Here is a 25,997-nt window from a genome sequence, read left to right on the forward strand (position 1 = left end):
CTGTCAGCACCATCATCCCCTTCGCCAAGGCCGCCTCGATCGACGCCCGCACCGACGGCGGCATGGCCGGCGCCGGCCGAGAAGTCCTCAGCCCGACGAAGATGACAAACGCGCCCCCATCGGAGAGATGGGGGCGCATTCGTGCCTTCGCCTACTTGAGCGCTGTACCGCCCGAGTTGTGATAGCCGATCGTCTTGCGGATCAGGTTTCCGCCGTCGGACTCGGCCGTTGTCTGTTCCTGCTGCCCTGGACCGAAGAGCAGGCCGGCGACATGGGCGTTCGCGACCTGGTCCATGTGCGCGAAGAACCAGTCCACCTTGTCGTCCTTGTAATGGTTGAGAGTGTTGTTCTGCGCCATGTTGCCCACGGGGATCTGCCACAGGACCACCGGCTTGCCCACGGACTCGGCCATCGTCTTGTAGAACTTCAGCGCGGCGGCGGCCTTCTGGTCGGTCCAGAAGGTGTCACGGCCGCCGTGGGCCGGCTGTGCGTACCAGCCTGCGTCGCGGTCCGACACATCGGTGACCAGGAAGTCGGCGTTCTGTGCCCCGAGGGTCGCGTAGTCCTTGACACATCCCTGGGTGTTGGTCTGCCAGTCCCAGCAGGTGAGGTGGAGCCCCACGGCGGTGTTCGGCGCGTACTTGCGCGCCATCGACATCAGGCAGCGGCTGAGTCCGGCGGCGCTGTTCTCCTGCGATCCGCAATCGGTCGGGTTGGCGGCCGAGACCTGTGCGGCAACCCGGTGCGGATCGCCGAGCGACCGGACGTAGCCCCAGAAGTCGGGCTCAAGGTCGATCGCGTCGTGCGACGTGCCGATCTTCTGGAGGAAGAAACGGTAGTCGTTCATGTACCGGGTGAGCAGGTCGAGCCTGTTGATGGCCTTGACCTCGCCCGGACCGTCGCCCTGGCCTGCCGCATCCCCGAGGTCGCGCAACGAGTACCAGGTCCAGAGCATCTTCTGCGGGCGCGGGCTGCCCTTGTACGTCGCGTGGGCCGCCACGGTGTCCCGCCAGGTCACGTATGTGCCGGGCGCCGTGGTGCTGCCGTTCCAGCAGCCCCACCAGCTCGACCACGCGGCCTGGCAGAGGGATGCCGAGTAGTAGGCCGACGAGGGCGCGGGCTGGCTGTGCACATAGGCGTACCGCACGTCGAACGGCGCGGCGGCCGCCGAGGCGTCAGTCATCGAGCCGCCGATGAGCACCGTACTGCTACCCATGAAACGTGTCGTCGAGCTGCCGCCACCGGCCGCGGGAGACGGTGCTGACGACGGCTGCGTGCCGACACTCCCGGCCGGGACGAGTTGCCACTGCTGATCGGCGCCGCCCCGGTCGCGGTTCTGGACGACGTCGCCCCCGTCGGCCCTGGCGGCGTTGTGGACCTCGACGGCCATGCCACTGAAGCGATTGATCAAACGCACGTAGCCGTCCGGCGACTTGGCCAGTTTGAATTGCTGGTTGGTGCCGTTCAGGTCTTTCCACTGCACGATGGCGGAGCCGGTGGTCTTCGACCAGCCGAGGTCGTCCAGCACCTTGCCGGAGTTCCGGTTCTGCAGCCGGTAGTACCCGTCACCCGCGTCGAAGAACCGCCACTGCTGGTTGGCCCCGCCGTGGCGCGCCCACTGCACCACCGCAGCGCCGTCGTTCGTGGCGAAGCCGCGGTCGTCCAGCACCTTGCCGCTGTTGCGGTTGACCAGCACGTACCACTTCTTCAGATCCAGGGTTTGCTGCGCCGAAGCCTGGCTGACCACAACGGCGGAGCCGGCCACGACCACCATGACGAGGCCCGCCCAGAAACCCCGACGCGCGAGCAACCGACGGCCACGATGCTTCGGGCGACCACCGCGGGCACGCCCGTCGGCACGGCGGCTGCCGGCGCGGGATGCCACCGATGACGTGGGTGGGCTGGGGACATGTCTGTGCTCTCGTTCAAGGGACATGTCTGTGCTCTCCTTCAGCCGTTGCATCTGACCGGACCACTTGGCCGGACAACACTCAGTGGTCCGAGAGGCCGAAAAGGTTGCCGCGAAGATCTGTTGTGAGAGCTGAGCGACGATGAGGAGGCCCCGACCGCCTTCGTCGAAGAGGCGGGCGGAAGAGGCGGGCGCGTCGCAGATGCGGACAGCTGCCCACACCCCCGCCATCGGCGGGGGTGTGGGCAGCCGACTGCGGGATGGGCAAGGCAGCAGAAATGCAAAATAGTCCCTGCGGGCAATTATCGTCTCGCCTGCAGGTGACCCATCGCAATTTGTGCACATTTCGTGAAGCCTGAATTCACCATCCTCGCTGATGTTGTCAATCGAGCGTTTCAGCCACCGAATCGGATGCTGGCGCCTTGCAAACAAGCAGGTCAGAGCGGTTATGTAGCTCTTCCTCCCCATGCACGAAACGGCGCATTGTCGCCGATGGGTGAGCGCCGTCACACCTCCCTGATAAACCGGCCAAGCATTTCCGTCGTCAGGCAGGTCAAGAACTTCTGTTCGTTGCTTCACGCGGCCTCGGCAGAGCTCGGAAAGGATGCTTCTTGACCACCACTCGATCCCCGATATCCACGCGGGGTCCGGCTCTGCGTCGGGCGGACATGGCTGTGTTGGGAGGTGTGCGGCCGCCACTGGCGGCCCTGCCGGTTCTGTTGGCGCTCGTCGCGGGCCTGACGGTGTTCGCCGTCGGGAGCGATGCCGAACGGGGCGTTCCCGAGGCCGTCCTCAGCTCCCAGCAGCACATCGCCGAGGACGGGGCTGTGGCGCTGCAGGGCGCCGTCGACCAGAGCGTCACCGATCTGCGGGCAGCGGCCGCGGACTTCGGTGGCTCCACGTCCGTACCGGCGGACGGAATGCTGACCCGCCTCGACCGGGCCTACCGCAAGTGGCGCGGTACCGCCGTCGTCGACCTGCCCACCGGTCGGCTGCTCGCCTCACACGGGGAGGCCGTACCGCTCGGGAAGGTGGATCTGCGTGGGCTGCCGGCGAACCCGCCTCCGAGGCTGGTGCGGGACGACTCGGGCGTCATCCGGCTACTGGTGTTTGCGACGCTGTCGCAAGGCGGCAGGCAGGAGTTGCTCGTCGCCTCCCAGAGCCTGAAGCTGCCGGGCATCTCCGTCGGCAGGAATCACACGCTCAACGTCGTGGACCGCGACGGGGCCACTCTCACCTCGACGGGGCCGGGATCCGGGACTGACCGGGCCAAGGCGCTGGCCGGCACCGCCGCCCGCGAGGCGCAGCGCAAGGGAACGTCGGACACCGCCGCTGCCGGCGGCTTCGACGGTCCGAGCGGCAGTCTCGTCGGGGCAGCGGACGGCAACACCCGTACCGCCGTCGGGTACGCCGGAGTGGCCCGGGGTCTTGCCACGAAACAGAGTCCGAGCAGCGCACTCGGACTGACGGTCGTCACGACGGTGCGAACCGAGCATCATGGGGCCGGGACCGGCGACCTTCGGCTCGCCCTCCTCGCCGCGGCCGTGCTCCTGGCCCTCGCGGCCGGGGTCACGTCCGCCCTCCACATGGTGGTGCAGCGGCCTGTGCTGCGCTTGCGTCGCGAAGCGCGGAGGCTCGGCTCGGGCGACCTCACGGCTCCCGTCCACGTGCCCCGCTTCGGGGAACCCGCCCGGGTCGGCGCCGCGCTGGAGGCACTGCGCCGTCAACTCCGTGGCAGGGGCGGGCCGTCGCAGGAGGTGGTCGCGCAGCCACCGGCCAAGGGGCGTGTTCTGCCCGGGACCGGCAAGGGCCGGCGTCGGCTCGGACTGCGCACCGTCCTTGTGGTGTGCGCGTTCGCTCTGCTGGCCTGGCCCGCGTCGATGCTGCTGACGCTCGGCAGCACCTGGCCGCACCCAGCTGCGGTCGTACCCCGACTGATCACCGACGACCAGCGGCAACGCACCGAGACGACGGCGGACCGCGTGCGTAGGGGGATCAACGACGGATACGCGGATCTCGCCGATCTCGCCACCGTGATCGACGCTTCCCGGCCGCAGGAGGCGCGCGAGATCCTCGACAGATCCCTGGAGCAGCACGGCCGATACCGGTCTCTGTACGTCGTCGACGGCGCCGGCGCGATCCTCGTCCACGCCGGCGGCGAACCCCGTACCCCGAAGAAGGTCCGCATCAGGCCCGGGGTCATGCAGACGAACACCTCCGGCAAGGAACCGGTGCTCGCCGCCGTGGCCGCTCGGCCGGTCGAAGGTGCGCCGGCGGGGGCCGGACGCCGCTATGTCGTGGGCGAGTTCAAGGTCCAGTACCTGGTCGGCATCCTCAGCCGACCCGGTCTGGGCTCGGTGTGGCTGGTGGACTCCGCGCATCGGGTCATCGCGTCAAACAAGGGGTTCGTGGCCTTCGGGCGGGTCTCCGACGGCCGGCTGCGGGCTCAGCTGAAGGCCGTCCGTACGACCAAGGGCTCCGCCGAGCTGCTGCTCGGCTGGAGGAATCCGGCGGTCGCCGCAGTGGCGCCGTTCAACGAGAAGCTGGGCGTCGCGAGCGCACTCGGCTGGAAGGTCGCCTCGATCAGGCCGGTGTTCTGGATCGGGCTGCCCGAGTACGAGGCACAGCGTCGGATCATGCTCGTCGGTCTGCTGGGACTGACGACGGGCGCCCTCTGCCTCGGCTGGCTGCACCTCGTCGTCGTACGACCGCTGCGCGAAATCGCCCAGCATGCCGAGGCGTTGGCAGCTGGGGACCGCAGAACGGTGCTCTACCCGCGCTATCACGACGAGGTGGGATCCCTCGCCCGCAGCCTCGAACTGATCAGACAGCGACTCCCCCGCACCGACGCACCGCCCGCGCCCGGTTCCCCGGACGGGGCGCCCACCCCCTCCACTTCCCCGTCCGGCCCCGGTCCCAGGAGCTGACCCGCCGTGCTCTTCCTGTACTGCGTCCTTGCGACGTGCTGCGCCGGACTGCTCGTCGCAGGCATCGTCGAACAGCGCCGTCATGACGCGAATCTCGCCGCCATACCCACCCGAGTGCTGGTCAACGGCATTCGCGGCAAGTCCTCCATCACCCGGCTGTGCGCGGGCGCGCTGCGCGGCAGCGGCCTGGTGACCGTCGCCAAGACCACGGGCACCGCGGCCCGGTTCATCCACCCCGATGCCACCGAAGAGCCGGTCTACCGCAAGTTCGGCATCGCCAACGTCGTGGAGCAGATCGGCATCGTCCGGCGGGCCGCCGGCTACCGACCCGATGTGCTGGTCATGGAGTGCATGGCCGTCATGCCCGCACTCCAGGAGATCAACCAGTCCAAGCTGATCCGCTCCACCATCGGCGTGCTCTGCAACGTCCGCGAGGACCATCTCGCCGAGATGGGCCCGACGTTGGACGATGTGGCCCGCTCCCTGTGCCGGTCCCTGCCGGAGGGCGGCGTCTGTGTCACCGCGGAGAAGGAACGCTTCCCCATCCTCCAGGAGGAGGCCGACGCCCGGAACTGCGAGCTGATCTACGCCGACCCGGAGAGCGTCACCGACGAGGAACTACGCGGCTTCAGCTGGTTCACCTTCAAGGAGAACGTCGCCATCGCACTCGCGGTCGCCGAACTGCTCGGCGTCGACCGCGCGACCGCGCTGAAGGGAATGTACGAGGCGCCACCGGACCCGGGTGTGCTGTCCGTCGAGCGGTACCGCACCCATGACGGAAAGCGGCTGCGCTTCGCGAACGTCTTCGCCGCCAACGACCCCGAGTCGACGCTGATGAACATCGAGCAGCTGCTCGAACTGGGCGCGATCCACCGTCCGTTGCACGTCGTCGTCAACTGCCGTCCCGACCGTGTGGAGCGCAACGGGCAGATGGGCGCGCTCATCCCCCGGCTCGACCCGGAGACGGTGTTCCTCATCGGCCACCCCACCAAGTCGGCCGCCGACGCCATACCCACCCACTGGACCGGGAACGTCGTCGATCTCGGCGGCGACCGCCGCGACCCCGACCGGCTCACCACGGATCTGCTGGCTCACCTGGGTCCGGACTCCTCGCTCGTCGCCATCGGCAACATCCACGGCCAGGGCGAACTCCTCCTGGAGCGGCTCACGGCACTCGAGCCCGAACATCCCGACGCCGCCGCCGACCCCGCCGACCCGAGCGACGCCCTCACATCGTCCGGCGCCCACCCCAGCCCCTCCCATGGAGAACCCCGTTGATCCCCGCAGTAGTCACCCCGCAGATCGCCGCCATCGGCATCGCACTCGGTCTGGTGTTCTCCCTCCTGTGCTACCTGACCACGAACCTGTCGCCGGGCGGCATGATCACCCCCGGCTGGCTCGCCCTCACCCTCGTCGACGATCTGCGGCGCGCCGCCATGGTCGCGGGCGTGGCAGCCGTGACCTACCTGCTGACCAAGCTGCTGCAGCGCTTCGTCATCCTCTACGGCAAGCGGCTGTTCGCCGCCGTCGTGCTCACCGGCGTCCTGCTCCAGGCCGGGCTCTCCCTGTTGCTCCAGCAGCAGTTCCCCCTGCTGTTCGCCCATCAGGCCCTCGGATTCATCGTCCCCGGTCTCATCGCCTACCAGCTTGAGAGGCAGCCCAAGACAGCGACGGTCCTCTCCACCAGCACGGTCACGTTCGCCGCCTACGTGATTCTGGTGTCCGGGCTGCTGCTGGGCGCCCTGCCCACGACATGAGCCGCCCCCTCCCCGACATGCGGCGCCATCTCTCCTTCACGCCCAGCGGAGTTGACCAGTGAAACGCCTCCTGCCCGGAATCCGTAGGTTCTCCCTGCCCAGGAACGCGGCCCTGTTCCTGGTGACAGCCGCCCTGCTCGCGGCGAGCTGCGTGCTGACGGTGCAGTTCAGGCACCGCACCGACCATCCGGAGGCATCACCCCCGGCAGTACAGGCAGCACCGGCATCACCGGGTGCCGGAATCCCGGCCAGGAGCGGCCCGCTGCACTACGAGCGGATCGGCAACCCCGCCCGCACGGTCGCCCGCGACCGGCACGGCACCGTCATCGCCACGTTCACCGACGGCGCCCGTACGGCCGTACTGACAGGGCCCAGCAGGACCTTCGCGGAGCCTCGTACGACGGATGCCCGGGTCGTCACCAAGGACTGGGTGCGGCTGCTGCCCAAGGCATGGGCCCGTGGCGCCGAGCAGAGCGACTGGTTCAAGACCTGGCTCGGGTCCCGGCTCGGCAGCCGCGACCCGGACATCCTCGTCACGGCCTTCGACTACATCGCCGGTGCCCCGGCCCGGACGACGGCTGCGGGAGTCACATACAGCGGTGCCGCCCGCTACACACCCAGCACCACCAGCGACTCCGGGCGTGCTCGGCAGGGGAAGCCGCGCATGGGTTCTGACTTCTACGACTACCTGGGCATCCCCTGGACCTTCCCCGACGCGGTCACCCGCCGCCCCGAGAGGGACCGCGCGCGCTCCGTCGACAGCTCCGGCTATGTCCGGCTGGTGTACGGATACCGCTCGGGGTTCCCGCTGAACAGCAGGGACAGCCCGGCGGGCAGCGGGCTGCAGCGGACCCCCGACGCGATCGCCCACGGGCGGCTCGGCGTACCCGTGATCCCCCTCACCGACCGCCGCCCCGCCGTCATCCAGCAGCTCCAGCCCGGCGACCTGGTCTTCTTCGGAACACGGGAGCTGCCCGGTGGGCGGATCGGCCACATCGGTATCTACCTCGGCCTGGACACCGCCGACCACCCGCGCTTCATCTCCAGCCGGAAGAACGCGGGCGGCCCCACCATGGGTGACAAGGGCGGCACCTCACGGCTCGACGGTGACGGCTACTACGCACAAGGGCTGCGCGCGGCCCGCCGCCTCTGACCGCGCTCCGACCGGGTCGACGCCCTGGTTCCCGCAGATCCGCAGGTTCTTCGTCTGCCGGCTCGGCTCCCTTCGGGACGGTGGGGTCCAGCCTGTCGGCGGGGTGGATCCCGCTGATCGGCGGAGTGACTTTCGGTGAACGGTGCGCTGGGATGAGACGGGTGACGGGAATGCCGACGCCGGCCGGCGCCCGGCACGGCCTGATCGGCCTGAGGGAACGCGCCGAACTGCTCGACGGCACCCTCACCGCCGAAGCCAGCCCACAGGGCGGCTACAAGGTAGAACTACGGGCCCCCATCCAGCCCGCCTGAGCACAACCCGCCCGCTGCTCACGGATGCCTCGTCTGCTTCAACATGCCGAACGTGACAGGGAATGGAGTTGGTCGGACGAGACCACGCACGCGATCCATGACTCTCAGACCGCTGAGATCGAACGCCGGTCTCGGACCGCATGTCGCACCGAACCGCGACCGGCGCCACCCCCGCCCCCGGGACAAGGACCGCGACGAGTGGGACAGCGCCTGGGTGGAGACCGGACGCGTCTTCACCAAGGAGAACGATGAGATGCTCCACCCCGCCAACGTCACACGGCGGTTCGTCGAGCTGTACGAGGAGACCGGTCTCCCGCCGGTCCGGCTCCACGACCTGCGCCACGGTGCCGCGACGCCGGCTCACGCGGCCGGGGCCGACCTGAAGGACATCCAGGAGATGCTCGGCCACTCCTCGATCACCATCACGGCCGACACGTACACCAGCCTGCTCCCCGAGGCAGACCTGGCGATCGCCGAGGCCGCAGCCCGGCTCGTACCGCGCGCCCGCGCCGCCTCCAAGAACGACGCTCCGGAAGACCAGGCCGATTCCGAGGCGGCGGAGGCGAACGTGCCGGACGGTGCTGATCCGTCCGGAGAAATCTCGGGGCCTGGCGCCCCGTCCGCTCACGCATCGCTCACGCAAACGGCCCCGGACGAGACGTCCGAGGCCGACTAGGACCCCTCCCTGGGGGAGAAACCCCAGGTCAGAGCGGTAATGCGTTGTGCCCCCGGCAGGATTCGAACCTGCGACACCCGCTTTAGGAGAGAGGTAGGGGAGCCTCGCCTGTGACCTGAGGCTTTCATGGCCGAGCTAGCAGGCATCGATATGCCCGCCAGACACCGTTGTTGACCGCGGCTGACCTCCGTATCTGGCACGGCTGTGGCACGCGACCTCTTCGTCCCGAAGCAACTGGGGTGGAGGCTGCCCCTTTGGGTTGAGGCGCTTGTCACCTTTGGTGATGGTCCGCTGGCGTCTGCGCTCATCCGCCGTTGTCCGGCACGGTTGTCGCGCAGTTGGACACTCAGCCGAGCCAGAGGCTGACCGTCTTGCGGCCGGCAGTCCACTCGACTCTGTGGACAGCGAGAGTGCGCCCAAGGGGGCTTGCAACAGGTCCCGGAGCCACGCCCGTCCGGTAGCTCGTGAGCTTCGGCACCACGCCCGAAGGTGGGTCAGCGTGGCTACTCGCGCGACCTGGTGCGCGTGTGGAGCAACAGGTGAGCAGCATCTGCCAGGCCGGATGGGGTGAGAGACATCCAGCCAACGGCGGTGAACCTGGACGATCTCTAGCGCAAGGATCATTGACGGCTGTACAGTGCCTCTCTGTGTAATGGCCAAACAGCGCAACGTAACCGGGGGCGTGCGTGATCTCTCCTGCTCAAAATTCCGGAAGTGATGAGCCCCAGGCGAACGAAGGAGCTGCGCTAGCCGCTCTCGGGGCGACACTTTCTCCGGACAAAAGCGGGATTGTAACCTTCGGCAAGTATCGCTATCAGGCCAAAGTGGCGGCGCTTCTATGGCTCTCCTGTCTGCAGGACGAAGGCCCCGTCGCCGTTATTTGCGAACACATTGACGACATAACTCTGGTATGGAGAGACAGGGTCGAGTTTCGTCAGGTGAAAACGAGAATCCCAGGCAGGGCGAGCTGGACCTTTTCTGAAGTTTGTAAAGACGGCGGCGGCATCGACTCTTTGATGCGATCCCACCTGGCGTTCCGAGAAGGTTCCAGTGGGATGAATGTGGAAGCCGCATTCTCGCTTTGGCTTGAGGGTGCCTCCTCCCTGAAGGAGCAAACGGCGAGCTTCTTTCAGCAGCCAAGCTCTGTTTCTGGTGCGGACAAGGAAAAAGTATTGACCCTTGCCTGTGAAGTCGCCGAGGATCAGAAATGTACGTTTGGTGATGACGAGGTCGCTGAATTCCTTAACGCACTGACGATTCTTCCCAATCGTGTCAATGAGCAAGACATTGACAACATGCTTTTTGCGGCCCTCGCCGAGGCTCTTCCCAACACTAGGGTCATCAATGTCGCGAAAGCCGGGGCCGCACTTGTTCAACGAGCAGAAGACGCCCAGGCCGGCACGCTTGTGACGAGAAACGCTCAAGAGTTCATGCTAGCGGTAGGCCTGCTTCCGGCAAATGGCACAAACCCCCTTGAGCGACAGACGCTCACCCGAGAAGAGCTAATCATGCTCCTCCCGGATGATCCGGCGCTAGGCCAGGCGCAGTTGAACTCTTTGCTCACATCCGGCAAGCCGATCTCCAACCTTCGCCGCAAGCTGATACTCGCGTGCGCAAGTCAAAAAACACAGATAGAGGCCGCTTCCCTGCAAGCTGTCGCCGACTCGCGGCGCCTGGAGATTCTTGCTTCCTCTACATCTGGCGAGGAACAGCTAGCGGAGTTGGCTGAAGAAATTCTCGATCACGGAAGAACCGTAGCGCGAAGGCGCGCGAACTCCACCATTCCCGGGGAGGAAGTATTTCTAGACCTCAAACACGATCGCTTCATCCTTAGGCAGTTGGACGTCGAGGGCTTGTTTACCTCACGTCATGGGCAACTTGGATACCTATGTTGCCTTTCGGATGAGTGCGAATTCTCGTGGAGGGCTTCATGAGCACTGCACTGGAAGATCGTCGCGCACGTCGAGTTGCAGCAGAACGTGAAAAATATCGACCTTCGGCAGAAGGTGCTGCCAGGTTGCTCCTACTCATCGATACATTCAGTCGACAGAAAAGCACTACGGCTAATTTGGAGGGTAGAACTAAGCTAGCAAAGTTGGACTTCTTCCTAAGGTATCCAGAGCGGTTGACGGTCGCCTTGCAGAGCAAGGGCGTCAGCCCTGAAGTTATTGCTGTGGTGACCGAGGAGGAAGTCCCTATTGATGAACGAATGGTCCGTTATCGGTACGGTCCTTGGGATCCCTCCTATTATTCACTCCTGGGGAGTCTAATTGGCCGCGGTCTCGTAGAAGTTGTTAAGGTGAATTCACGCGGTCTTGGCTATCGAAGCACCACCAAAGGAGCCTCTTTTGTCGAGCGCCTTTTGGAAGATGACTCTTGGGCGGAGTATCAAGCTCGCGCGACTCTCCTAAGGCGGCATTTTGACATTTCCGGTGAAAACTTAAAGAAACTGGTTTACTCCCTGTTTCCTGACATTGCGGGCTCGTCCTGGGGGAGGAGCATCTAGTGGCTAAGCACAACCATTCGCTGCAAATCGATTACATGAGACTAGTCGGGGCTAACCGAGAGGTCCACTTTAACCCCGACCTGAGCATTGTCCAGGGCGAGATCGCTACAGGGAAATCCACGCTGCTGCGTCTGATGCGCGCCTTTCTTGGCGCGGTGCCTAAGAGCCTGCCACCCGAAGTTTCTTATGTTAGTGCCATCACTGGACGGCTGGAAACTGGAACTGGTGAATGGCTCATTTCGCGGCCACGTGTGACTACACAAAATGCCAAGGTCGATATTGCGGGTACGGACGTTGCCTTGCGACTTCCTGCTGTAAAGAATGACGGTACGGCTGACAAGACGTACTCTCAGTGGATGCTTGAGCAGGTTGGTCTTCCAGTCGTAGAGGTCCCAACAAGCCGCACCCGTCCTGAATCCAGTGAGTATGTTCCAGTCTCCATCAACGACTGGTTGGGCTATTCGCTGATTCCTGGCGCCGAGATTGACAATATGGTATTCGGACACCGGGATCCTTTCCGTAATAATAAACGTCGATACGTATTCGAGATCGCCTTCGGATTGTACGACACGGAAATGGCCCGTCTGCAGGCAGAGCTTAAATCGGTAGAGAGCCGCCTTAATTTTGTCACTCAGCAGAGCAATGCCTTCGATAAGCTAATGCGCGGCACCGCATTAGCGAGTAGAGATGATCTGGAGTCCCGTCTTCAAGAGCTAGTCGATGAAGCAAGCCAGTATGAATCCGAAGATTACTCCAGCGCGGAAAGCCTTCATCGCAGGCTGGGGACGGATAGTTTGCGCGATGCTGTAATCCGGCTTGAGCAGGATTATGTCGAGCTCAATGACGAGAAGGACGCCGTTTCCCGGCAACTAGGCGATCTTGAGCAACTGCGAATGCAGTTGCATTCACAAGTAGTGAAGCTATCGCGGGCAATTGTTGCCGAGGATAATTTGTTGGACTTTGACTTCATCGTTTGCCCCCGATGCGGTCAGGATCTCCCCGGTGAACGTGAGGCTGACCACGATCATTGCAGGTTGTGCACACAGCAACTTGTCGATCAAAGTGATCGCCGGGCTGCTCTGATTAAGGAACAGGGGAGAATTCAAGCGCAAATCGCAGAAACAAAGGACGTTCAAGGTTTCCGCAAGGAGGAATTGGCGGACATTGAGGCCCTTCTCGCTCGGCAGGCGGCCGAACTAGAGGCTGCGCGCGCGGAATTGGAATATCGGACGCGCTCCTTTGTGAGCACTCACGGTGATGAACTTAGTGAGCTGGGAGCCCGCCGAGCCCGCAACCTGGAGGAGCAGGCACGCGTCAAGGACTACCTGACGATTCTCGCACGTCGATCAGAGATCATGGAAGATGCTCAGAGCCTGCAGCAGTTGAAGGATTCCCTTACCGCCGACCTGGCGAGCCGGGACAATTCGTCGGCGGCTGAAGATAACATGGCAGCTCTTGCCGAGCGGTTCGGTGAGTACTTGGTTCAGCTTGAGCCGCCGCAGATCGGTGGGGCGGGGCTGGGTGTTGAGATCGACAAACGCAACTTCCTTCCTTTGGTTGGCGGCCGGTCATTCGATGAGATTTCCAGCCAGGGTATGCAAGTCCTTGTGAATATTGCCTACTCTCTGGCAGTGCACACTGTGTGCATCGATAGAGATTTGCCTATGCCCGGACTGCTCGTCCTGGACGGAGTCAGCAGTAACACGGGCCGAGAAGGCTGGGATGCGCGGCGGGAGGATAATGCATTCCGTCTACTTGCCGAGGTGGCCAGCCGCTACAGGGGAAAGCTGCAGATTATCGTGATCGATAATGATGCGCCCGGATTCCTGGAAGACAAGGTTGTGCTTCGACTCTCTGGGAGCGATCGCCTGATCCGCACGGAGTGAGCGCGAGGGCGGCAACCTGAGGTCGGTGGAGCGGCTTTGGGCTGGAGCTGCTTTGGCGCGAGTGATCATGGCCCCGTAAGCTTCCGGCGCGTCGGGCAGTCTGTGGACCTGCCCGGTAAAGCACGACGTTGGGGCCATGATCTTCGAGGCTCGCGCCAAAGTGGCTGCCTAAAGCCGTGGAGCCGACCGCCCCAGCAACGACGTACCCCTTCTCTGACGGCAAGCGGCTGATTGCTGTGCGCGCGGCGCGGGCGCCGGCCGGGCTGGAGCGGGGCGGAGACAGGAGCGCAGGCCCGGCCGGGGGCCGGGCCGCGCGCGGTGAGCGGAGCGAGCCGCCTTGAACCAGTAGAGAAAGTTGTAACTCAGTCGGCCGCGTGGGGTTTGAAGTCGTATGCGCAGGCTGGCAGTTCGGCCCTTTGGCGGTGGGCGAGTGGCAGGAAGAGAACCGGCCGGATCGTCCACGTGATGCGAGTGCTGGCCTGAGTGACCGTGACCGTGCAGGGCTCGGAGCGCAGGAGGGCACGTCGGGTCTCTATGCGGCCCTCGTACAGCCAAGCCCATGCCTGGTCGGAGGCGTCAGTGTCCAGCGCCGGTGAGATCGTGCGGAGTGTGACCGCGACCCATCTGTCTGCCTGGGGTGCCGTGTAGGCGTCGAAGGATGCACGGAGTGCCGGCGGCTGGTCGCCGCTGAGGTCCTCAGTCCAGCACTCGCACCAGTAGCCGCGCGCGAGTCCCGTCACGATGCCGCTCCTCTGGGGTAGGCGACGAGCACGTAGCGCGTGTTCTCGTCGTACAGGGTGAGTTGGTAGGCCGTGCCTGTGGCCAGATAGGCGAGGGCTCGCTCATGCTCCGGCTCGTCGGTGAGCCAGTGGCGGCCCGGCTGTGCGTATGCGGCGTCGAGCTGGTCCGTGATGTGACTCGTACGCTCCTGAAGCCAACGCAACGCCAGACGGGGGCTTGTGGCGGCGTACGATCCCAGCGTGATGGAACGGACTTCGTGCAAGGGGTAGGCGGCGGCCCAGCACTGATAAGAGCCGTACCGCCCGCCCGCATGCAGGTCCTCAGCAAGGGCTGACGTCAGCATGACTGACCCTCTGAGCCCGACTGTGCGAAGAGTTCCGCGGTGACCGTGTGGCCGCCGTCGCTGTCGTGGACCACGACCCTGTGAGCGATGGCGCTGACCATGCCCAGGCCCCGGCCGTGCTCGGCGTCCTCGGCCTGGTCCTCGACCTTCGGGGCCGTAGCCGCGCCTCCGTCGTCCGTGACGGACAGCGCGATCACCTGCGGGGAGACCGCAAGGGCCAGGTGGAACCTGCCGGACTCCAGGCCGCTGGCCGTGTGGAGGATCGCGTTCGCGCTCAGCTCGCTCACGATCAGTTCGGCATCCGCCGCTAAGGGCGATCCGCGCAGGATGTCCCGGGTCCAGCGGCGGGCCCGGCTCACTTCTTCTGGGAATCCTGGGCAACTCAGCCCCCAGACCCGGGCTGTACTCGTATACTCGTGCATACAAGTTCCTTCGTGCTGGTAGGCCGCCATGTGCAGCGGGTTCGGGCTAGACGAGTTTCACGCCATCGTGGGCGCGGATGGCCGGCGGGGACGCCGCGTCGAGTGCGTCAAGGACGCGGATCGCGTACGCCTCGTCGGCAAGCTCGGTGACCTCTTCACGGGTGGCCCAGCGCAGCGCACGGGTCTCGTCACCGGTGGTGGGCGTGCCGTCGGCGGCCTCGCAACGGAAGACCAGGGAGACGATCAAGCCCTTCATGTTCTTGTAGACGCCGGTCAGGGCCGCCGGAAGCGCGATCTTGATGCCGGTCTCTTCGAGGACTTCGCGCTGGAGGGCTTCCGGGATGGTCTCCTCGCGTTCGAGGACACCGCCCGGCGGCTCCCACTTGCCGTTGTCACGGCGCTGGATCAGGAGGGCCCGGCCGTGGTCGTCAACGACGACCCCGGCGACGCTCACGGAGTGCGGGCGTTCTGTGCTCACGTTCCTCGGCCCTCTCGGCTGGCTAGGCTCTCCACCGTAGCAACAACACTCACCCACTCGTCTAGATACCTAAAGGAGTACTCAACGTGAGCCCTCTCCCTTCCGGCCTCCTCGGCGATCTCGACCCCACGAGCGATCGTGCGGTCTTCCGGCAGATCGCTGATCAACTGCGCGAGGCCATTGACCGTGGGCGATTCCGCGAGGGCGAAAAGCTGCCCTCGGAAGCTGAGCTTGTCGAGCACTACGGAGTGTCCCGGATGACCGTCCGGAACTCCTTCTCCATCCTCCAGGGTGAGGGCCTGGTGCACGCCGAGCACGGCAAGGGCGTCTTCGTGCGGCCCCGGCCGCCCGTGCGGCGACTCGCCTCCGACCGCTTCGCCCGGCGACACAGGGAGCAGGGAAAGTCCGCGTTCATCGTGGAGGCCAACGCGGCCGGCAGTCACCCCCAGGTCGACAGCCTTGAGGTCAAGGAAGAGAAGGCCAGCCAGGACATCTCCACCCGACTCGGCTCCGTCCGGCGCGTGCTCGCCCGGCGGCGCCGGTACCTCCTCGACGGACGACCGGTCGAGTTCGCGACCTCCTACCTCCCCCTCGACATCGCGCGCGGCACCCCGATCGCCGAACCCAACCCCGGTCCCGGCGGTATCTATGCCCGCCTGGAAGAGCTGGGCCATCGTCTCGACCACTTCGAGGAAGAGATCCGCGCCCGGATGCCCTCGCCCGCAGAGGTCAAGACGCTGCACCTGGCGGCCGGCGTGCCGGTCATCCACCTGATCCGGACCGCGTTCGACACCGAGGGGCGGGCCGTCGAGGTCTGCGACACGGTGATGGCGGCGGACGCGTACGTCCTGTCGTACCAGCTCCCGGCAACGTGATCAGATGGGCGGCGGCACAGCTCTAGACAGTCGGCTCGTCCTCGCGATCGGGGACGGGTGGGAAGATGTGGCCGATGTTGTTCCACATGAAGCCCTCCCGCCAGTCGGGCTTGTCGGCCATCCAGCCGAGGAGTGCTTGGAGGACCTTCTCCTGCGACACCGTCCGGGTCTGGTAGTGCTCCGAGGGAACGCCATCGCGGTATTCCAGCTGGTAGGTGTTGTTGTCGCAGAACCAGACCTGGATGTACCAGTCGCCCTCACGTTCCTCGTCCCGCCGGTCAAGGATCAAGTACTCGTTGCCGCGTCGCAGGTTGGCGAGCATGGTCCCTACTGCCGGCTTCGTGGGGCGCTTCAGCTCGTAGCCACGGCCGTTGGTCGCTATCAGCATGGGTGGATTGTGGCGGGTGGGTCTGACACCGGCGCACGCTTCTCCGAACTCGTACACCCCAACACGCTTACTCGTATAGACGAGTGGGCAAGTTGTGTGGCACAGTGGTCCGCACGAACCCGGGAGATCGGGTTCGTAGAACGACTCTTGTATAGACGAGTAGATAGGGGAAATCCCTTGCGTACCATCCGCGTTGAGACCTCCGCCGCGACGATCCTCCTCACCGAGGCCCCTGAGCCGAAGGTCCGCGACCGGCAGACGGGCGAGATCGCCAAGGACGCGAACAGCGGTGAGGCCCTGATGACGATCGGCGTCGTCTACATCGAGGACGGCGAGTCGTCGCTGATCAAGGTCACCGTGCCGGAGGGCGGCATCTCCGAGGGGCTGACCCTCGGGGCACCGGTCTCGCTCCCGGGGCTGGTCGCCCGACCGTGGGAGTCCGTCTTCAACGGCCAGCAGCGACACGGCATCGCCTACCGGGCCGCCGCCGTCACCCCGGCCGCCTTCCCGGTCGCCACCGGGGCCGCTGCCTGATGACCGACCTGACGACGCTCCTGGAGGTGGGTGGCCCCCTCGCCGCGCTCGGCGGCGGGGCCGCCTACACCCGGGCCAAGCACCCGGCGGTGTACTGGTCCACGGTCGGCCTACCGATATCCACGGCCCGGCTGCTCGGCTCGTACAGCTCGGTCATGGAAGCCTGCGGCCTGACCGTGGCCCCCTCCCGGCTCCGGGTCCTCGCCATCAAGGCCACCACCAACCGTGAGGTCCGGCCCGTACCGCCCCGCCGGGGCCTCATCCGGCCCACCTCGACCGGCCTCCGCATCCGGCTCCGGCTCGCACCGGGGCAGGAACCCGCCGACGTCGCCGCTTCGGCGGAACGACTGCGGCATGCCTGGGGTGTGCACGCCGTATACGTCACGACCGTCAAACCGGGCGTGGTCGAACTGCGGCTGGTCGGCTACGACGTACTACGGCGGGTCCGGATGCCCCGCAAGGTCGCGAACGGCTTCCTCAAGGTTCCGGTCGCGCTTCGGGAAGATGCCACTCCGTTCGTACGGGACTACCGCACCATCCCGCACCAACTCACCCTCGGCGCCACCCTGTCCGGCAAGTCCATGTACCTGCGCCACCTGATCGCCGGGCTCGCCCGGCAGCCCGTCGCCCTGGTCGGCATCGACTGCAAGCGGGGAGTGGAGCTGGCGCCCTTCGCCGCTCGGCTCTCGGCGCTGGCCACCGACCCGGAACAGGCGGCCGAACTGCTGCCCGTACTGGTCAAGGAAATGGAGGACCGATACGACCTGATCAAGACACGACAGGGGATCGCCCTGGATACCCCGGACGAGGAGATCACCTCCGACATCTGGGGCCTGCCCGAGAAGCAACGCCCGGTGCCCATCGTGCTGTTCGTGGACGAAGTGGCGGAACTGTTCCTCGTCGCCACACGCAAGGACGAGGAACGACGGGACGAGATGGTCACCCAGCTTATCCGCCTCGCCCAACTCGGCCGCGCCGCCGGCATCTACCTGGAGGTGTGCGGGCAACGCTTCGGCGCCGAACTCGGCAAGGGCGCCACCATGCTGCGGGCCCAGCTCACCGGCCGCGTATGCCATCGCGTCAACGACGAAGCCTCCGCCAAGATGGCGCTCGGCGACATCGCCCCTGAAGCGGTCTATGCCGCCTGCGCCATCGCCCCCGAACGGCCCGGCCTCGCCGTGGCCGGTGACACCTCCGGCGGCTGGTCCCGCATCCGCACCCCGTACCTCTCCCTCGGAGACGCAGCCGAGACCTGTCGTGAGTCGGCATACCTGGTGCCCAACCTGCCCGCGCTCAGGCCCTTCCGACCCGACGTGCCGATACGCCCGGTCGAGGCCGCGACCCCGGCCGTTCTGCCTCACCCGGTATCCGACTGACCCTTCCCCTCCCGCCCGACTCCAGAAGGAGCCGCATCATGCGCGCCCGCCTGGTCCGCGTCGACGCGGTACTCGTCCAAGCACTCATCGCCGCCGCGCTGTCCTTCGCCCACCTTCACGACGTCGCCATGGCGGCTGGACAGGACGGGTGGAAGGCGTGGGCCTATCCCATCTCCGTCGACCTCTTGCTTGTCGCCGCCTGGCGCCGTCTGCGCTCGGGCACGACCAAAGCGGCGGCCTGGTGCTGGTTCGTCATCGCGCTTACGGCGTCCCTCGGCGCCAACGTCGCCACCGCCGGCCTCCTCGACCTCGGCAACGTCCCCGCCTGGCTGCGGATCCTCGTCGCTGGCTGGCCCGCCATCGCCTTCCTCGGCGGGACCCTCCTCGCTCACTCGGCGCCACAGAAGGACGCCAGCACCGAGGACCAGGAGGACGAGCCCGAAACCATGCCCGAACCCTCCGACCAACCCGCCATCGAAGCACCGCCAGAGCCTCCGCCCGTGCCGGTCCCGTCCGCCCTGGTCGACCACGCCCGAAAGGTCGCCGCCGAGCACCACGCCCGTACCGGCACCGCGATCGACACACCGACCCTCCGCGCCCGCCTCGGCGTCCCGGCTCCCATGGCCGAAGCCATCGCCGCCCACCTCTGAAAGGACATCCATGGCCGCCAACCGCAACTTCCGCGACGTCACCCGCATCGGCCCCGTCCAGGTCGGCACCTCCTACGACCAGCGTGGCCGCGAGAAGCACACCGCCGCCTGCACGGCTCCGCGCTGCGGCTTCTCCGCCGACTACGACAGCCGCGCCGCCGCCGAGCTGGCCGCCCGTACCCACCGCTGCCCCGTCCGCTGAAAGGACCAAGGCCAACCGTGACCGTCAGTCTGCCGCTCGTGCTCGTCCTCGGCTTCTTCGTCTGGGGAGCGATCAAGTTCCTCGGCGTCCGGCCCTGGATCGTCGTCCTCATCGCCCTGTTCGGCTTCTGGCTCTCGCACACCTTCCTCGCCCCCGGCATCGAGTCCGGCACGCGCTCCGGCGTGGGCGTCATAAACGGCACACATGACTAGACGAGTAGATAAGGAGAGTCCGGCCGTGTTCCTGCCCAAGTACCCGGACAACCCCACCCCTCCGCCCGCCCACACCCACACCCCGACGGACCCGGCGCCGCTCCAGCGCTACCGCCCGTCCCTCTCCATCGATCAGAAGACGGGCGCGGCCCTGATCGTCGGTGGCGTAGTCCTCACCGCGCTACTGGCCGCCGTCGCTGTCACGGCCATCTCGGTGGCCATCGCCGCCGTGGTCCTGCGCTCGCTCCTCCGCGAGCACAACCGGCGCTGACGCGCCTTGACCTCCGGGGCGGCGCGACACGGCCAAGCATCCGCCGCCCCGGCGGCCCATTCCTCCCGACAACGCCAGTCAGAAGGAGACCGCCATCTTCGCCCGCACCACCCCGCCCCCGCTCCCGGAACTCAGCAACCTCGCCGCCGACGGGACCCTGCCGGGTATGCTCCGGCAGCTCTCCGGGCTCGGCGGCTGCACCCACCCCATCCGGCTGGACGGCCACCGCACCGAGTACGACGTCGACACCACCACCGGTGAGATCGGCCGTGTCCTCCAGCATCTCGACTCGACCGCCCTCCCGGCCGGCCAACTCCTCGTCCGCTGCAACAACCGCCGTACCACCCGCTGCCCTGCCTGCGCCGAGGTCTACCGCCGTGACACCTTCCACCTGATCACCGCCGGACTGCGCGGCGGAAAGGGCACCCCGGAACGCGTCGCCGCCCATCCCCGCGTCTTCGCCACCTTCACCGCCCCCGGCTTCGGCCCGGTCCACAACCGCCGTACCGATGGCCGCCGGTGCCGCTGCGGCACCCACCATGACCAGGACGACGACACCCTTGGCACCCCGCTCGACCCGGACACGTACGACTACGAAGCCGCCGTCCTATGGAACGCGCACGCCGGGCAGCTCTGGCGCCGCTTCTCCATCTACCTGCGCCGTGAGGTCGCCAAGCGCGCGGGCCTGTCACAGCGCCGGTTCCGCGAACACGCCCGTGTCTCCTTCGCCAAGGTCGCCGAGTACCAGAAGCGCGGTGCGGTCCACTTCCATGCCGTGATCCGCATCGATGGCCCCGGCGGTGGAGAGACTCCGCCCCCGGCCTGGGCCACCGCTGACTTGCTCACTGACGCCATTAAGGCAGCAGCCGTCAATGCCCGTGTCGACGGTCCGGTGATCGAGGGCCGCACTCATACCTTCGCCTTCGGCCGCCAACTCGACATCCGCACCATTCGCTCCGCCGACTTCAACGACGGCCAGGAGCTGACCGAGCGGGCCGTAGCGGCGTACATCGCCAAGTACGCCACCAAGGGCGCCGAGACCGCGACGGGTGCCCTCGACCGCCCGCTCAAGTTCGCCGCCGAACTCGCCCAGTTCGACATCAGCGACCACGCCCGCCGCCTCATCCGAACCGCTTGGACCCTCGGCGCCCGCAAGGACCTGGAACACCTCCGTCTGCGCGCCTGGGCCCACATGCTCGGATTCCGCGGCCACTTCTCCACCAAGTCCCGCCGTTACTCCACCACCCTCGGCGCACTCCGCGACGCCCGCGCCGAATGGCGCCGCGCCCAGGCAGCAACCGACGAACGCCCGACCGATACGACGTACGTCCTCGCCCACTGGGTCTTCGCCGGCGCCGGCCTGTCCGACACCGAAGCCTGGCTCGCCGCATCCCTCGAACCCGCCCCCGGAACGGAAGGAGAACCCACCCATGGCTGACCGCTACCTCACCGTGGCTCAGGTGGCCGAACTCCTCGGGACCACGGAACGCTTCCCGCGTCGCCTGATCGCCGAGCGACGCATCACGTTCGTCAAGGTCGGTCGGCACGTTCGCATACCGGAAAGCTCGCTGAGCGCGTTCATCGACGCCCACACGGTTCAGCCGATCGGTCACCGGCGCGGCTCGCTGCGGAGGGTTGCCTGATGGCCAACAAGCAGGGGAGGCGTAGAAGCTTCGGGTCGGTCCGGCAGCTCCCATCTGGCCGCTGGCAGGTTCGGTACCGCGATCCCGACACGGGCCAATTGCGCCCGGCCGAGAAGACGTACCCGACCAAGACCGACGCGCAAGCGGCGCTCACACACATCGAGTCCGACATCGCGCGTGGGCACTGGTCGGACCCGGACGCCGGGGCAGTGAACTTCGAGGAGTACGCCGTTGCTTGGCTGCGAGACCGGAAGCTGGCCGATCGCACGCGCGAGCGCAACGAGTCGGTGATCCGGTTGCACATCCTGCCCACGTTCGGGGCCGGGAGCGTGGCGGACGTGTCGACGGCTCGGGTGCGCAGCTGGCGCGGCAAGCTCCTCGCGGCCGGCGTCGGGGAGCCGACGGTGGTCAAGGCGTATCAGCTGCTCCGGGCCTTGATGAACACGGCGGTGGACGATGAGCTGATCCGGCGCAACCCGTGCCGTATCAAGAGAGCGGACCACTACGACGTGCCAGAGCGGCCGGTCCTCACGGTCGCGGAAGTCTTCGCCGTTGCCGATTCCATCGCTCCGCGCTACCGGCTGCTCGTGCTCCTGGCGGCCTTCACCACTCTCCGGTTCGGAGAGCTGGCGGCCCTGAGGCGCCGGGACATCAACCTGGGGGCACTGACCGTCACAGTGCGCCGCGCTCAGGCCGAACTGCAGAACGGGCGGCTCTTTGACAAGGCGCCGAAGTCCGCGGCCGGGGTGCGCACTGTTTCCTTCCCGGCCGAGCTGCTCGATGAGGTCACCCGCCACTTGGAGCACTTTGCCGCGCCTGGCAGCGAGGGGCACATCTTCGTCGGGCCGCAGGGCGGACAACTGCGGCGGAGCAACTTCCGGGACGACTGGGTCAGGGCGCGGAAGACGGCTGGCGTCACGGCCGAACTGCACTTCCACGACCTTCGGCACACCGGCAATACGCTTGCCTCCACGGCTGGCGCCAGCACGCGCGAGCTGATGACCCGGATGGGCCACAGCAGCTCGCGCGCCGCACTGATCTATCAGCACATGACCAGCGACCGGGACCGCGCCATCGCCGACCGGCTCGGTGCGATGATCCGGGGCGGCGGGGGAGTGGCCTCCGAACCCTTCGAGAAGGACCCTGCGGGCCCGTAGTGGCACGCCTGTGGCACGACCCCTGAAACGCCGAAGGGCCAGCCTGGGAGGAAACCCCTCCTGAGCTGGCCCTTCTCTCTGTGCCCCCGGCAGGATTCGAACCTGCGACACCCGCTTTAGGAGAGCGGTGCTCTATCCCCTGAGCTACGAAGGCATTGCGATCGGTGGTGATGGAGTCACCGCCGACAGTGTAGCGGGTGGGGCGGTGCTGTACGGCGGGCTGGGGAGGTGGAGGTCAGGATGCGGGGATGTGGGTGAAGCGGGAGGCCGTGCGGAGGTCCGACTCGATGTGGTCGGCGGTGGTGCGCAGGGTGGGGAGGACCTGGTGGACGCAGTCCTCGAGGGTGCGGCGGGCTGCGTGGGTGGCGACGTTCAGGGCGGCGACCGTGCGGCCGGATCGGTCCCGTACCGGTACGGCGATGGATCGCAGGCCCGACTCCAGTTCCTCGTCGACCAGGGCGTATCCCCGGGCGCGGACCTCGGCGAGGGCCGGGGGGAGGGGGGTCGTGGTGTCCGCCAGGAGGACTCGGCCGAGGGAGGTCGCGGCGGCGGGCAGGCGGGCGCCGACGGTGATGTGGACCGTGAGGACGCGGCTCGCGCTCGCTCCGGCCGTGTACTGGATCTCCGTGCCGTCGGGCGTGAGCACCGCCAGCGCCGTCGGCTCGTGCAACCGGTCCGCCAGCAAGCGGAGGTGGGGCTCGGCCAGGCGGGGGAGTGTGGTGCGGGACAGGGGCGGGAAGCCGAGGTCGAGGATGCGGGGGGTGAGGGCGTAGGTGCGGTCGGGGTGCGCGCGCACCAGGCCCAGGTGTTCGTGGGTGAGCAGTGCGCGGCGGACCGTGGCCCGGGCCAGGCCGGTCGCGCGTGCCACCTCGCTCAGGGACAGCGCCGAGCGGCCCTCGCCGAAGGCGGCCGGCACGGTCAGGCCGCGCGCCAGGGACTCCACGAAGTCCCGGCCCAGCTGGTGTTTGGAGGCCGTCGTCCAGGTCGCGAGGCCTGCGGGGGGTGGCCCCGGCTCGGGCGGCGGTGCCGTGCGCAGGGCGGACTCCATCGCCGTCACCGCCGTACGAAGGCGGGGGAGGAGAGTGGTGCGCAGGTCGGTCGCCGAGTGGCGGCTGGTGTGGCTGACCACGCTCGCCACGCAGGCCGCGCGGCTGGTGCCGGGGTGCCGTACGGGTACGGAGACCGCGACCAGGCCCGGTTCGATCAGCTGGTCGTCCACCGCCCAGCCGTCCCGGCGCGCCCGCTCCACTCGTTCCGCGAAGGCTGAGTCGTCGGTGGGCGGGTGGAGGGGTGGTACGGCGGGGAACGCCGCGTCCGTCGGGTCCGCGGCGCGGCGGGCGCGCCAGCGTGTCCAGTCCGGCTCGGTCCACTCGGTCGCGAACAGCGATCCCGGCGCGGTGCGTTCGGCCGGGAGCAGGTCGCCGATGCGGAAGCTGACGGACATCGCGCGGTGGCGGGTGGCCTGGTGGATGAAACGGATGCCGTCGAGGTCGGCGACCGCGAGCGACACCGACTCGTCCAGCTCGTCGGCCAGGGCGTCGGCGTGGGCGCCGAGCAGCGCGGGCAGCCGCAGGGCGGCCAGGTAGGCGTTGCCCAGTTCCATCACGCGGGGAGCCAGTACGACGTCCCGGCCGTCCGGGCGGACGTAGTCCATGCGGGAGAGGGTCGCGGTGATGCGGTCGACCGTGGAGCGGGCGAGCCCCGTGGCCCGTTCCAGCGCGCTCGGGCTGAGCGTGCCGCCCGCCTCGGTCAGCCGCCGCAGCACCCCGACCCCGCGCACCAACGGACCGACCGCCTCGTCCGGCGGCCCCGCTTCGACACGGGCGGCGTCGGCATCCAGTGCGGTCTTCGCGGGCATCGGCGCGGGCATCGGCTCTCCGGTACGGCATACGGGCACGCCTACGGTAGACCGCCACCCGGCGCCCGTCCCCCGAAGAGAGCCCGATGCGAGCCCGACGCGAGCCCCAGGAGTGCCCGGCGCCTCTACTTGCGTGTCACCCGCACCCGGTAGTTCCCGTTCACGTCCCTGCTGACCACCTGGACGGTGATGCCGTGGCCGGGGTCCTTGAAGGTCTCGCCGGAGGAGAAGGGGGCGTCGGAGAGTTCTGCGTGGACGTTGGGGCTGCGGGTGCAGCCGCCGCTGCCGCGGTGGCTGTCGTAGACCGTGACCGGTCCGCGTCCGGTGTCGATCGCGCCGTCCACCTTGTAGATCAGCACCCCGGGCCGGCAGACCACCTCGTCGTTGCCGCCCTGCTCGCGGACCTCCAGCGCGTACGAACTCCGCGCGTCGACGGGGACGAGGACCAGCTTCCCGCCGCCCCGCTTGTACAGCGGTGTCAGGTCGTACTCGAAGCTGCCCCGCGTCGCCGCGCAGCCCACCTGGGAGCCGTCCAGCCAGCCCAGCTTCCACTTGTGCCAGCCGAGCAGATCGTTGTTGGCCCCCCAGTCCTCGCTCATGATGTCCCAGTGCCCGACCGCGCCCCCGCCGTCCTGTGTGTACAGGTCGGGCAGGCCGAAGGTGTGGCCGTTCTCGTGCGGGAGGACCCGGTAGCCGGTGTGGGAGAGGGAGCCGGAGCCGTCGTCCTGCCGGGAGTAGATGAAGGACGCGTTGGAGATGGGGATGCCGTCGGCGACCGGGGCGTCGCCGTTGCCGGCGAAGGTCACGGACAGGACCGTGTCCAGGGCGGTGGGGCCGGCGTTGGGGGTGACCAGGACGTTGAGGATGTCGTACGAGCGGAAGTCCACGACCGGATCGGCGGCGGCCACGATGTCCCGCACCAGCTGCCGGTATCCGGGGTCGAAGGGAGCGCCGCGCTCTATGCCGTACCCCTTGAAGGGCTTGGGCATCCGCAGCCAGGTGGTGATCGGAGTCTCCGGCCGGTAGTCGAGGCGGCCGTACGACGCGGTGCGGAACCAGTTCTGGGTCTGCGGGAAGAACTCGTGGAAGCGGTCCATGGCGCTGCCCTGCCCGGGGGCGTCGGAGAAGTCGACCATCAGGGTCAGGGCGTGGAGCGTGCCCGTGGAGTGGGCGTAGCCGTGCGGGGTGGGTATGCCCTCGGTCATCTGGACCTCGACGCTTCCCTGGACCGCACAGGGCGCGAGGGCGGAGCGGGCCGTTCCGATGGGCCCGGCGGTGGTGGGCGCCGTCAGGTGGCCGGTCCCGGCCGAGGTGCCGACCGCCAGGGTCAGTGCGGTCACCGAGGCGAGAGCGGCCGCCCGGCGCGGGCGTATGCGACGGCGTATGCGCGACGGCGACCGGCCTGCGCGGGCGGAGCGCCCCCGCACTGCTCCGGTGGACGGGCGCCCGTGCGGAAGTGCTCGGGTGGCGGGGCGTTCCCGGGGAGGTGCTCCGCCGGCGGGGCTTTCTTGGGGAAGGGGTATGCGGCGGGGCGGCTGCGGCTGCATGCATGGACCCTTCGCTCCACGGCAGCCGCCAGTTTCCGGCTGCACCCTTGCGCCCACCCTGTGTCGGTGGGGTGCGGGGCGCGCGCTGGAGGAGACCGATCGTGGGAATGCCGGTCCGCACGAGGGTGAATCCCGGCCCGAGATGAGTGTGTCTCAGGTCACAGAGGTTCTTTTC

At 67.4% G+C, this 25,997-nt stretch carries 27 protein-coding genes and 2 tRNA genes; 19 read left to right on the plus strand and 10 right to left on the minus strand.

The window, feature by feature from the left end:
• Window positions 1–151: 151 nt before the first annotated feature.
• Window positions 152–2,140, minus strand: coding sequence for an RICIN domain-containing protein (locus LMU33_RS27265; RefSeq protein WP_308280811.1), 1,989 nt, complete (start codon window positions 2,138–2,140; stop codon window positions 152–154).
• Window positions 2,141–2,577: 437 nt separating this feature from the next.
• Between LMU33_RS27265 and LMU33_RS27270 the strand changes: the two genes are divergently transcribed.
• The 6 genes from LMU33_RS27270 to LMU33_RS27295 all read left to right on the plus strand — a co-directional run bounded on the left by LMU33_RS27270 (window position 2,578) and on the right by LMU33_RS27295 (window position 8,733).
• The gene (locus LMU33_RS27270) at window positions 2,578–4,836 is read left to right on the plus strand and encodes a HAMP domain-containing protein (protein WP_228623253.1); all 2,259 of its coding nucleotides are present in this window, start codon (window positions 2,578–2,580) and stop codon (window positions 4,834–4,836) included.
• 6 nt (window positions 4,837–4,842) lie between these two features.
• Window positions 4,843–6,114, plus strand: coding sequence for a poly-gamma-glutamate synthase PgsB (pgsB, locus tag LMU33_RS27275; RefSeq protein ID WP_228623254.1), 1,272 nt, complete (start codon window positions 4,843–4,845; stop codon window positions 6,112–6,114).
• Window positions 6,111–6,593 (plus strand): poly-gamma-glutamate biosynthesis protein PgsC/CapC, encoded by a 483-nt coding sequence (locus LMU33_RS27280; protein WP_228623255.1) that lies wholly within the window; start codon window positions 6,111–6,113, stop codon window positions 6,591–6,593. Before pgsB ends, LMU33_RS27280 begins: the two co-directional genes overlap by 4 nt.
• Before the next feature lie 58 nt (window positions 6,594–6,651).
• Complete coding sequence (locus LMU33_RS27285; RefSeq protein WP_228623256.1) at window positions 6,652–7,746, plus strand: NlpC/P60 family protein; 1,095 nt, start codon at window positions 6,652–6,654, stop codon at window positions 7,744–7,746.
• A 170-nt stretch (window positions 7,747–7,916) separates the two neighbouring features.
• Window positions 7,917–8,057: an ATP-binding protein gene (locus tag LMU33_RS27290; protein ID WP_372478060.1), complete on the plus strand. Its 141-nt coding sequence runs from the start codon at window positions 7,917–7,919 to the stop codon at window positions 8,055–8,057.
• A gap of 97 nt (window positions 8,058–8,154) precedes the next feature.
• The gene (locus LMU33_RS27295) at window positions 8,155–8,733 is read left to right on the plus strand and encodes a tyrosine-type recombinase/integrase (RefSeq protein WP_228623257.1); all 579 of its coding nucleotides are present in this window, start codon (window positions 8,155–8,157) and stop codon (window positions 8,731–8,733) included.
• Window positions 8,734–8,780: 47 nt separating this feature from the next.
• Here the strand turns inward: LMU33_RS27295 and LMU33_RS27300 are convergent.
• A tRNA-Arg gene (locus LMU33_RS27300) sits at window positions 8,781–8,855 on the minus strand.
• 564 nt (window positions 8,856–9,419) lie between these two features.
• Here LMU33_RS27300 and LMU33_RS27305 point away from each other — a divergent pair.
• From LMU33_RS27305 to LMU33_RS27315, 3 genes are read left to right on the plus strand one after another with little or no spacing between them, the layout of a single operon-like run.
• Complete coding sequence (locus tag LMU33_RS27305) at window positions 9,420–10,667, plus strand: dsDNA nuclease domain-containing protein (RefSeq protein WP_228623258.1); 1,248 nt, start codon at window positions 9,420–9,422, stop codon at window positions 10,665–10,667.
• Window positions 10,664–11,239: a hypothetical protein gene (locus LMU33_RS27310; protein ID WP_228623259.1), complete on the plus strand. Its 576-nt coding sequence runs from the start codon at window positions 10,664–10,666 to the stop codon at window positions 11,237–11,239. Before LMU33_RS27305 ends, LMU33_RS27310 begins: the two co-directional genes overlap by 4 nt.
• Window positions 11,239–13,125 carry a coiled-coil domain-containing protein gene (locus LMU33_RS27315; RefSeq protein ID WP_228623260.1) on the plus strand — a complete coding sequence of 629 codons (1,887 nt, stop codon included), beginning with the start codon at window positions 11,239–11,241 and terminating at the stop codon, window positions 13,123–13,125. Before LMU33_RS27310 ends, LMU33_RS27315 begins: the two co-directional genes overlap by 1 nt.
• A 362-nt stretch (window positions 13,126–13,487) precedes the next feature.
• On the opposite strand, the gene LMU33_RS27320 is transcribed toward LMU33_RS27315, so the two are convergent.
• From LMU33_RS27320 to LMU33_RS27335, 4 genes are all read right to left on the minus strand, one after another.
• Window positions 13,488–13,865 (minus strand): hypothetical protein, encoded by a 378-nt coding sequence (locus tag LMU33_RS27320; RefSeq protein WP_228623261.1) that lies wholly within the window; start codon window positions 13,863–13,865, stop codon window positions 13,488–13,490.
• Window positions 13,862–14,068, minus strand: a complete 207-nt coding sequence (locus LMU33_RS41755; protein WP_308280812.1) for a hypothetical protein — start codon at window positions 14,066–14,068, stop codon at window positions 13,862–13,864. The genes LMU33_RS27320 and LMU33_RS41755 overlap by 4 nt, the downstream gene beginning before the upstream one ends.
• Before the next feature lie 134 nt (window positions 14,069–14,202).
• Window positions 14,203–14,631, minus strand: a complete 429-nt coding sequence (locus tag LMU33_RS27330; RefSeq protein ID WP_228623263.1) for an ATP-binding protein — start codon at window positions 14,629–14,631, stop codon at window positions 14,203–14,205.
• 46 nt (window positions 14,632–14,677) lie between these two features.
• On the minus strand, window positions 14,678–15,085 hold the full coding sequence (locus LMU33_RS27335) for an NUDIX hydrolase (RefSeq protein WP_228623305.1): 408 nt from the start codon (window positions 15,083–15,085) through the stop codon (window positions 14,678–14,680).
• 110 nt (window positions 15,086–15,195) lie between these two features.
• On the opposite strand from LMU33_RS27335, the gene LMU33_RS27340 reads away from it, so the two are divergent.
• A complete protein-coding gene (locus LMU33_RS27340; protein ID WP_228623264.1) occupies window positions 15,196–15,984 on the plus strand; it encodes a GntR family transcriptional regulator in 789 nt (262 codons plus the stop codon).
• A gap of 22 nt (window positions 15,985–16,006) precedes the next feature.
• Here LMU33_RS27340 and LMU33_RS27345 read toward each other — a convergent pair whose 3' ends face one another.
• The gene (locus LMU33_RS27345) at window positions 16,007–16,372 is read right to left on the minus strand and encodes a hypothetical protein (protein ID WP_228623265.1); all 366 of its coding nucleotides are present in this window, start codon (window positions 16,370–16,372) and stop codon (window positions 16,007–16,009) included.
• Between the two features lie 177 nt (window positions 16,373–16,549).
• Here LMU33_RS27345 and LMU33_RS27350 point away from each other — a divergent pair, with 177 nt between their 5' ends.
• From LMU33_RS27350 to LMU33_RS27390, 9 genes are all read left to right on the plus strand, one after another.
• Window positions 16,550–16,906, plus strand: a complete 357-nt coding sequence (locus LMU33_RS27350; RefSeq protein WP_228623266.1) for an SCO3933 family regulatory protein — start codon at window positions 16,550–16,552, stop codon at window positions 16,904–16,906.
• Entirely contained in the window at window positions 16,906–18,282 is a 1,377-nt protein-coding gene (locus LMU33_RS27355) for an FtsK/SpoIIIE domain-containing protein (protein ID WP_228623267.1), read from the plus strand. Before LMU33_RS27350 ends, LMU33_RS27355 begins: the two co-directional genes overlap by 1 nt.
• A gap of 38 nt (window positions 18,283–18,320) precedes the next feature.
• Window positions 18,321–18,932, plus strand: a complete 612-nt coding sequence (locus LMU33_RS27360) for a DUF2637 domain-containing protein (protein WP_228623268.1) — start codon at window positions 18,321–18,323, stop codon at window positions 18,930–18,932.
• 10 nt (window positions 18,933–18,942) lie between these two features.
• A complete protein-coding gene (locus tag LMU33_RS27365) occupies window positions 18,943–19,134 on the plus strand; it encodes a mobile element transfer protein (RefSeq protein WP_228623269.1) in 192 nt (63 codons plus the stop codon).
• A 17-nt stretch (window positions 19,135–19,151) separates the two neighbouring features.
• Window positions 19,152–19,346, plus strand: a complete 195-nt coding sequence (locus tag LMU33_RS27370; RefSeq protein ID WP_228623270.1) for a hypothetical protein — start codon at window positions 19,152–19,154, stop codon at window positions 19,344–19,346.
• A gap of 25 nt (window positions 19,347–19,371) precedes the next feature.
• Window positions 19,372–19,617, plus strand: coding sequence for a SpdD protein (locus LMU33_RS27375; protein ID WP_228623271.1), 246 nt, complete (start codon window positions 19,372–19,374; stop codon window positions 19,615–19,617).
• 166 nt (window positions 19,618–19,783) lie between these two features.
• Complete coding sequence (locus LMU33_RS27380) at window positions 19,784–21,055, plus strand: replication initiator (protein WP_228623272.1); 1,272 nt, start codon at window positions 19,784–19,786, stop codon at window positions 21,053–21,055.
• Window positions 21,048–21,260 (plus strand): excisionase family DNA-binding protein, encoded by a 213-nt coding sequence (locus LMU33_RS27385; protein ID WP_228623273.1) that lies wholly within the window; start codon window positions 21,048–21,050, stop codon window positions 21,258–21,260. The genes LMU33_RS27380 and LMU33_RS27385 overlap by 8 nt, the downstream gene beginning before the upstream one ends.
• Entirely contained in the window at window positions 21,260–22,417 is a 1,158-nt protein-coding gene (locus LMU33_RS27390) for a tyrosine-type recombinase/integrase (protein ID WP_228623274.1), read from the plus strand. The genes LMU33_RS27385 and LMU33_RS27390 overlap by 1 nt, the downstream gene beginning before the upstream one ends.
• 81 nt (window positions 22,418–22,498) lie before the next feature.
• Here LMU33_RS27390 and LMU33_RS27395 read toward each other — a convergent pair.
• The 3 genes from LMU33_RS27395 to LMU33_RS27405 all read right to left on the minus strand — a co-directional run bounded on the left by LMU33_RS27395 (window position 22,499) and on the right by LMU33_RS27405 (window position 25,615).
• A tRNA-Arg gene (locus tag LMU33_RS27395) sits at window positions 22,499–22,571 on the minus strand.
• 81 nt (window positions 22,572–22,652) lie between these two features.
• Window positions 22,653–24,275 carry an IclR family transcriptional regulator domain-containing protein gene (locus LMU33_RS27400; RefSeq protein WP_228623306.1) on the minus strand — a complete coding sequence of 541 codons (1,623 nt, stop codon included), beginning with the start codon at window positions 24,273–24,275 and terminating at the stop codon, window positions 22,653–22,655.
• 125 nt (window positions 24,276–24,400) lie between these two features.
• On the minus strand, window positions 24,401–25,615 hold the full coding sequence (locus tag LMU33_RS27405) for a M6 family metalloprotease domain-containing protein (RefSeq protein ID WP_372478061.1): 1,215 nt from the start codon (window positions 25,613–25,615) through the stop codon (window positions 24,401–24,403).
• Window positions 25,616–25,997: the final 382 nt, after the last annotated feature.

Origin of the sequence: Streptomyces barringtoniae (genome assembly GCF_020819595.1) — a bacterium.
GTDB classification, from domain to species: Bacteria; Actinomycetota; Actinomycetes; order Streptomycetales; family Streptomycetaceae; genus Streptomyces; species Streptomyces barringtoniae.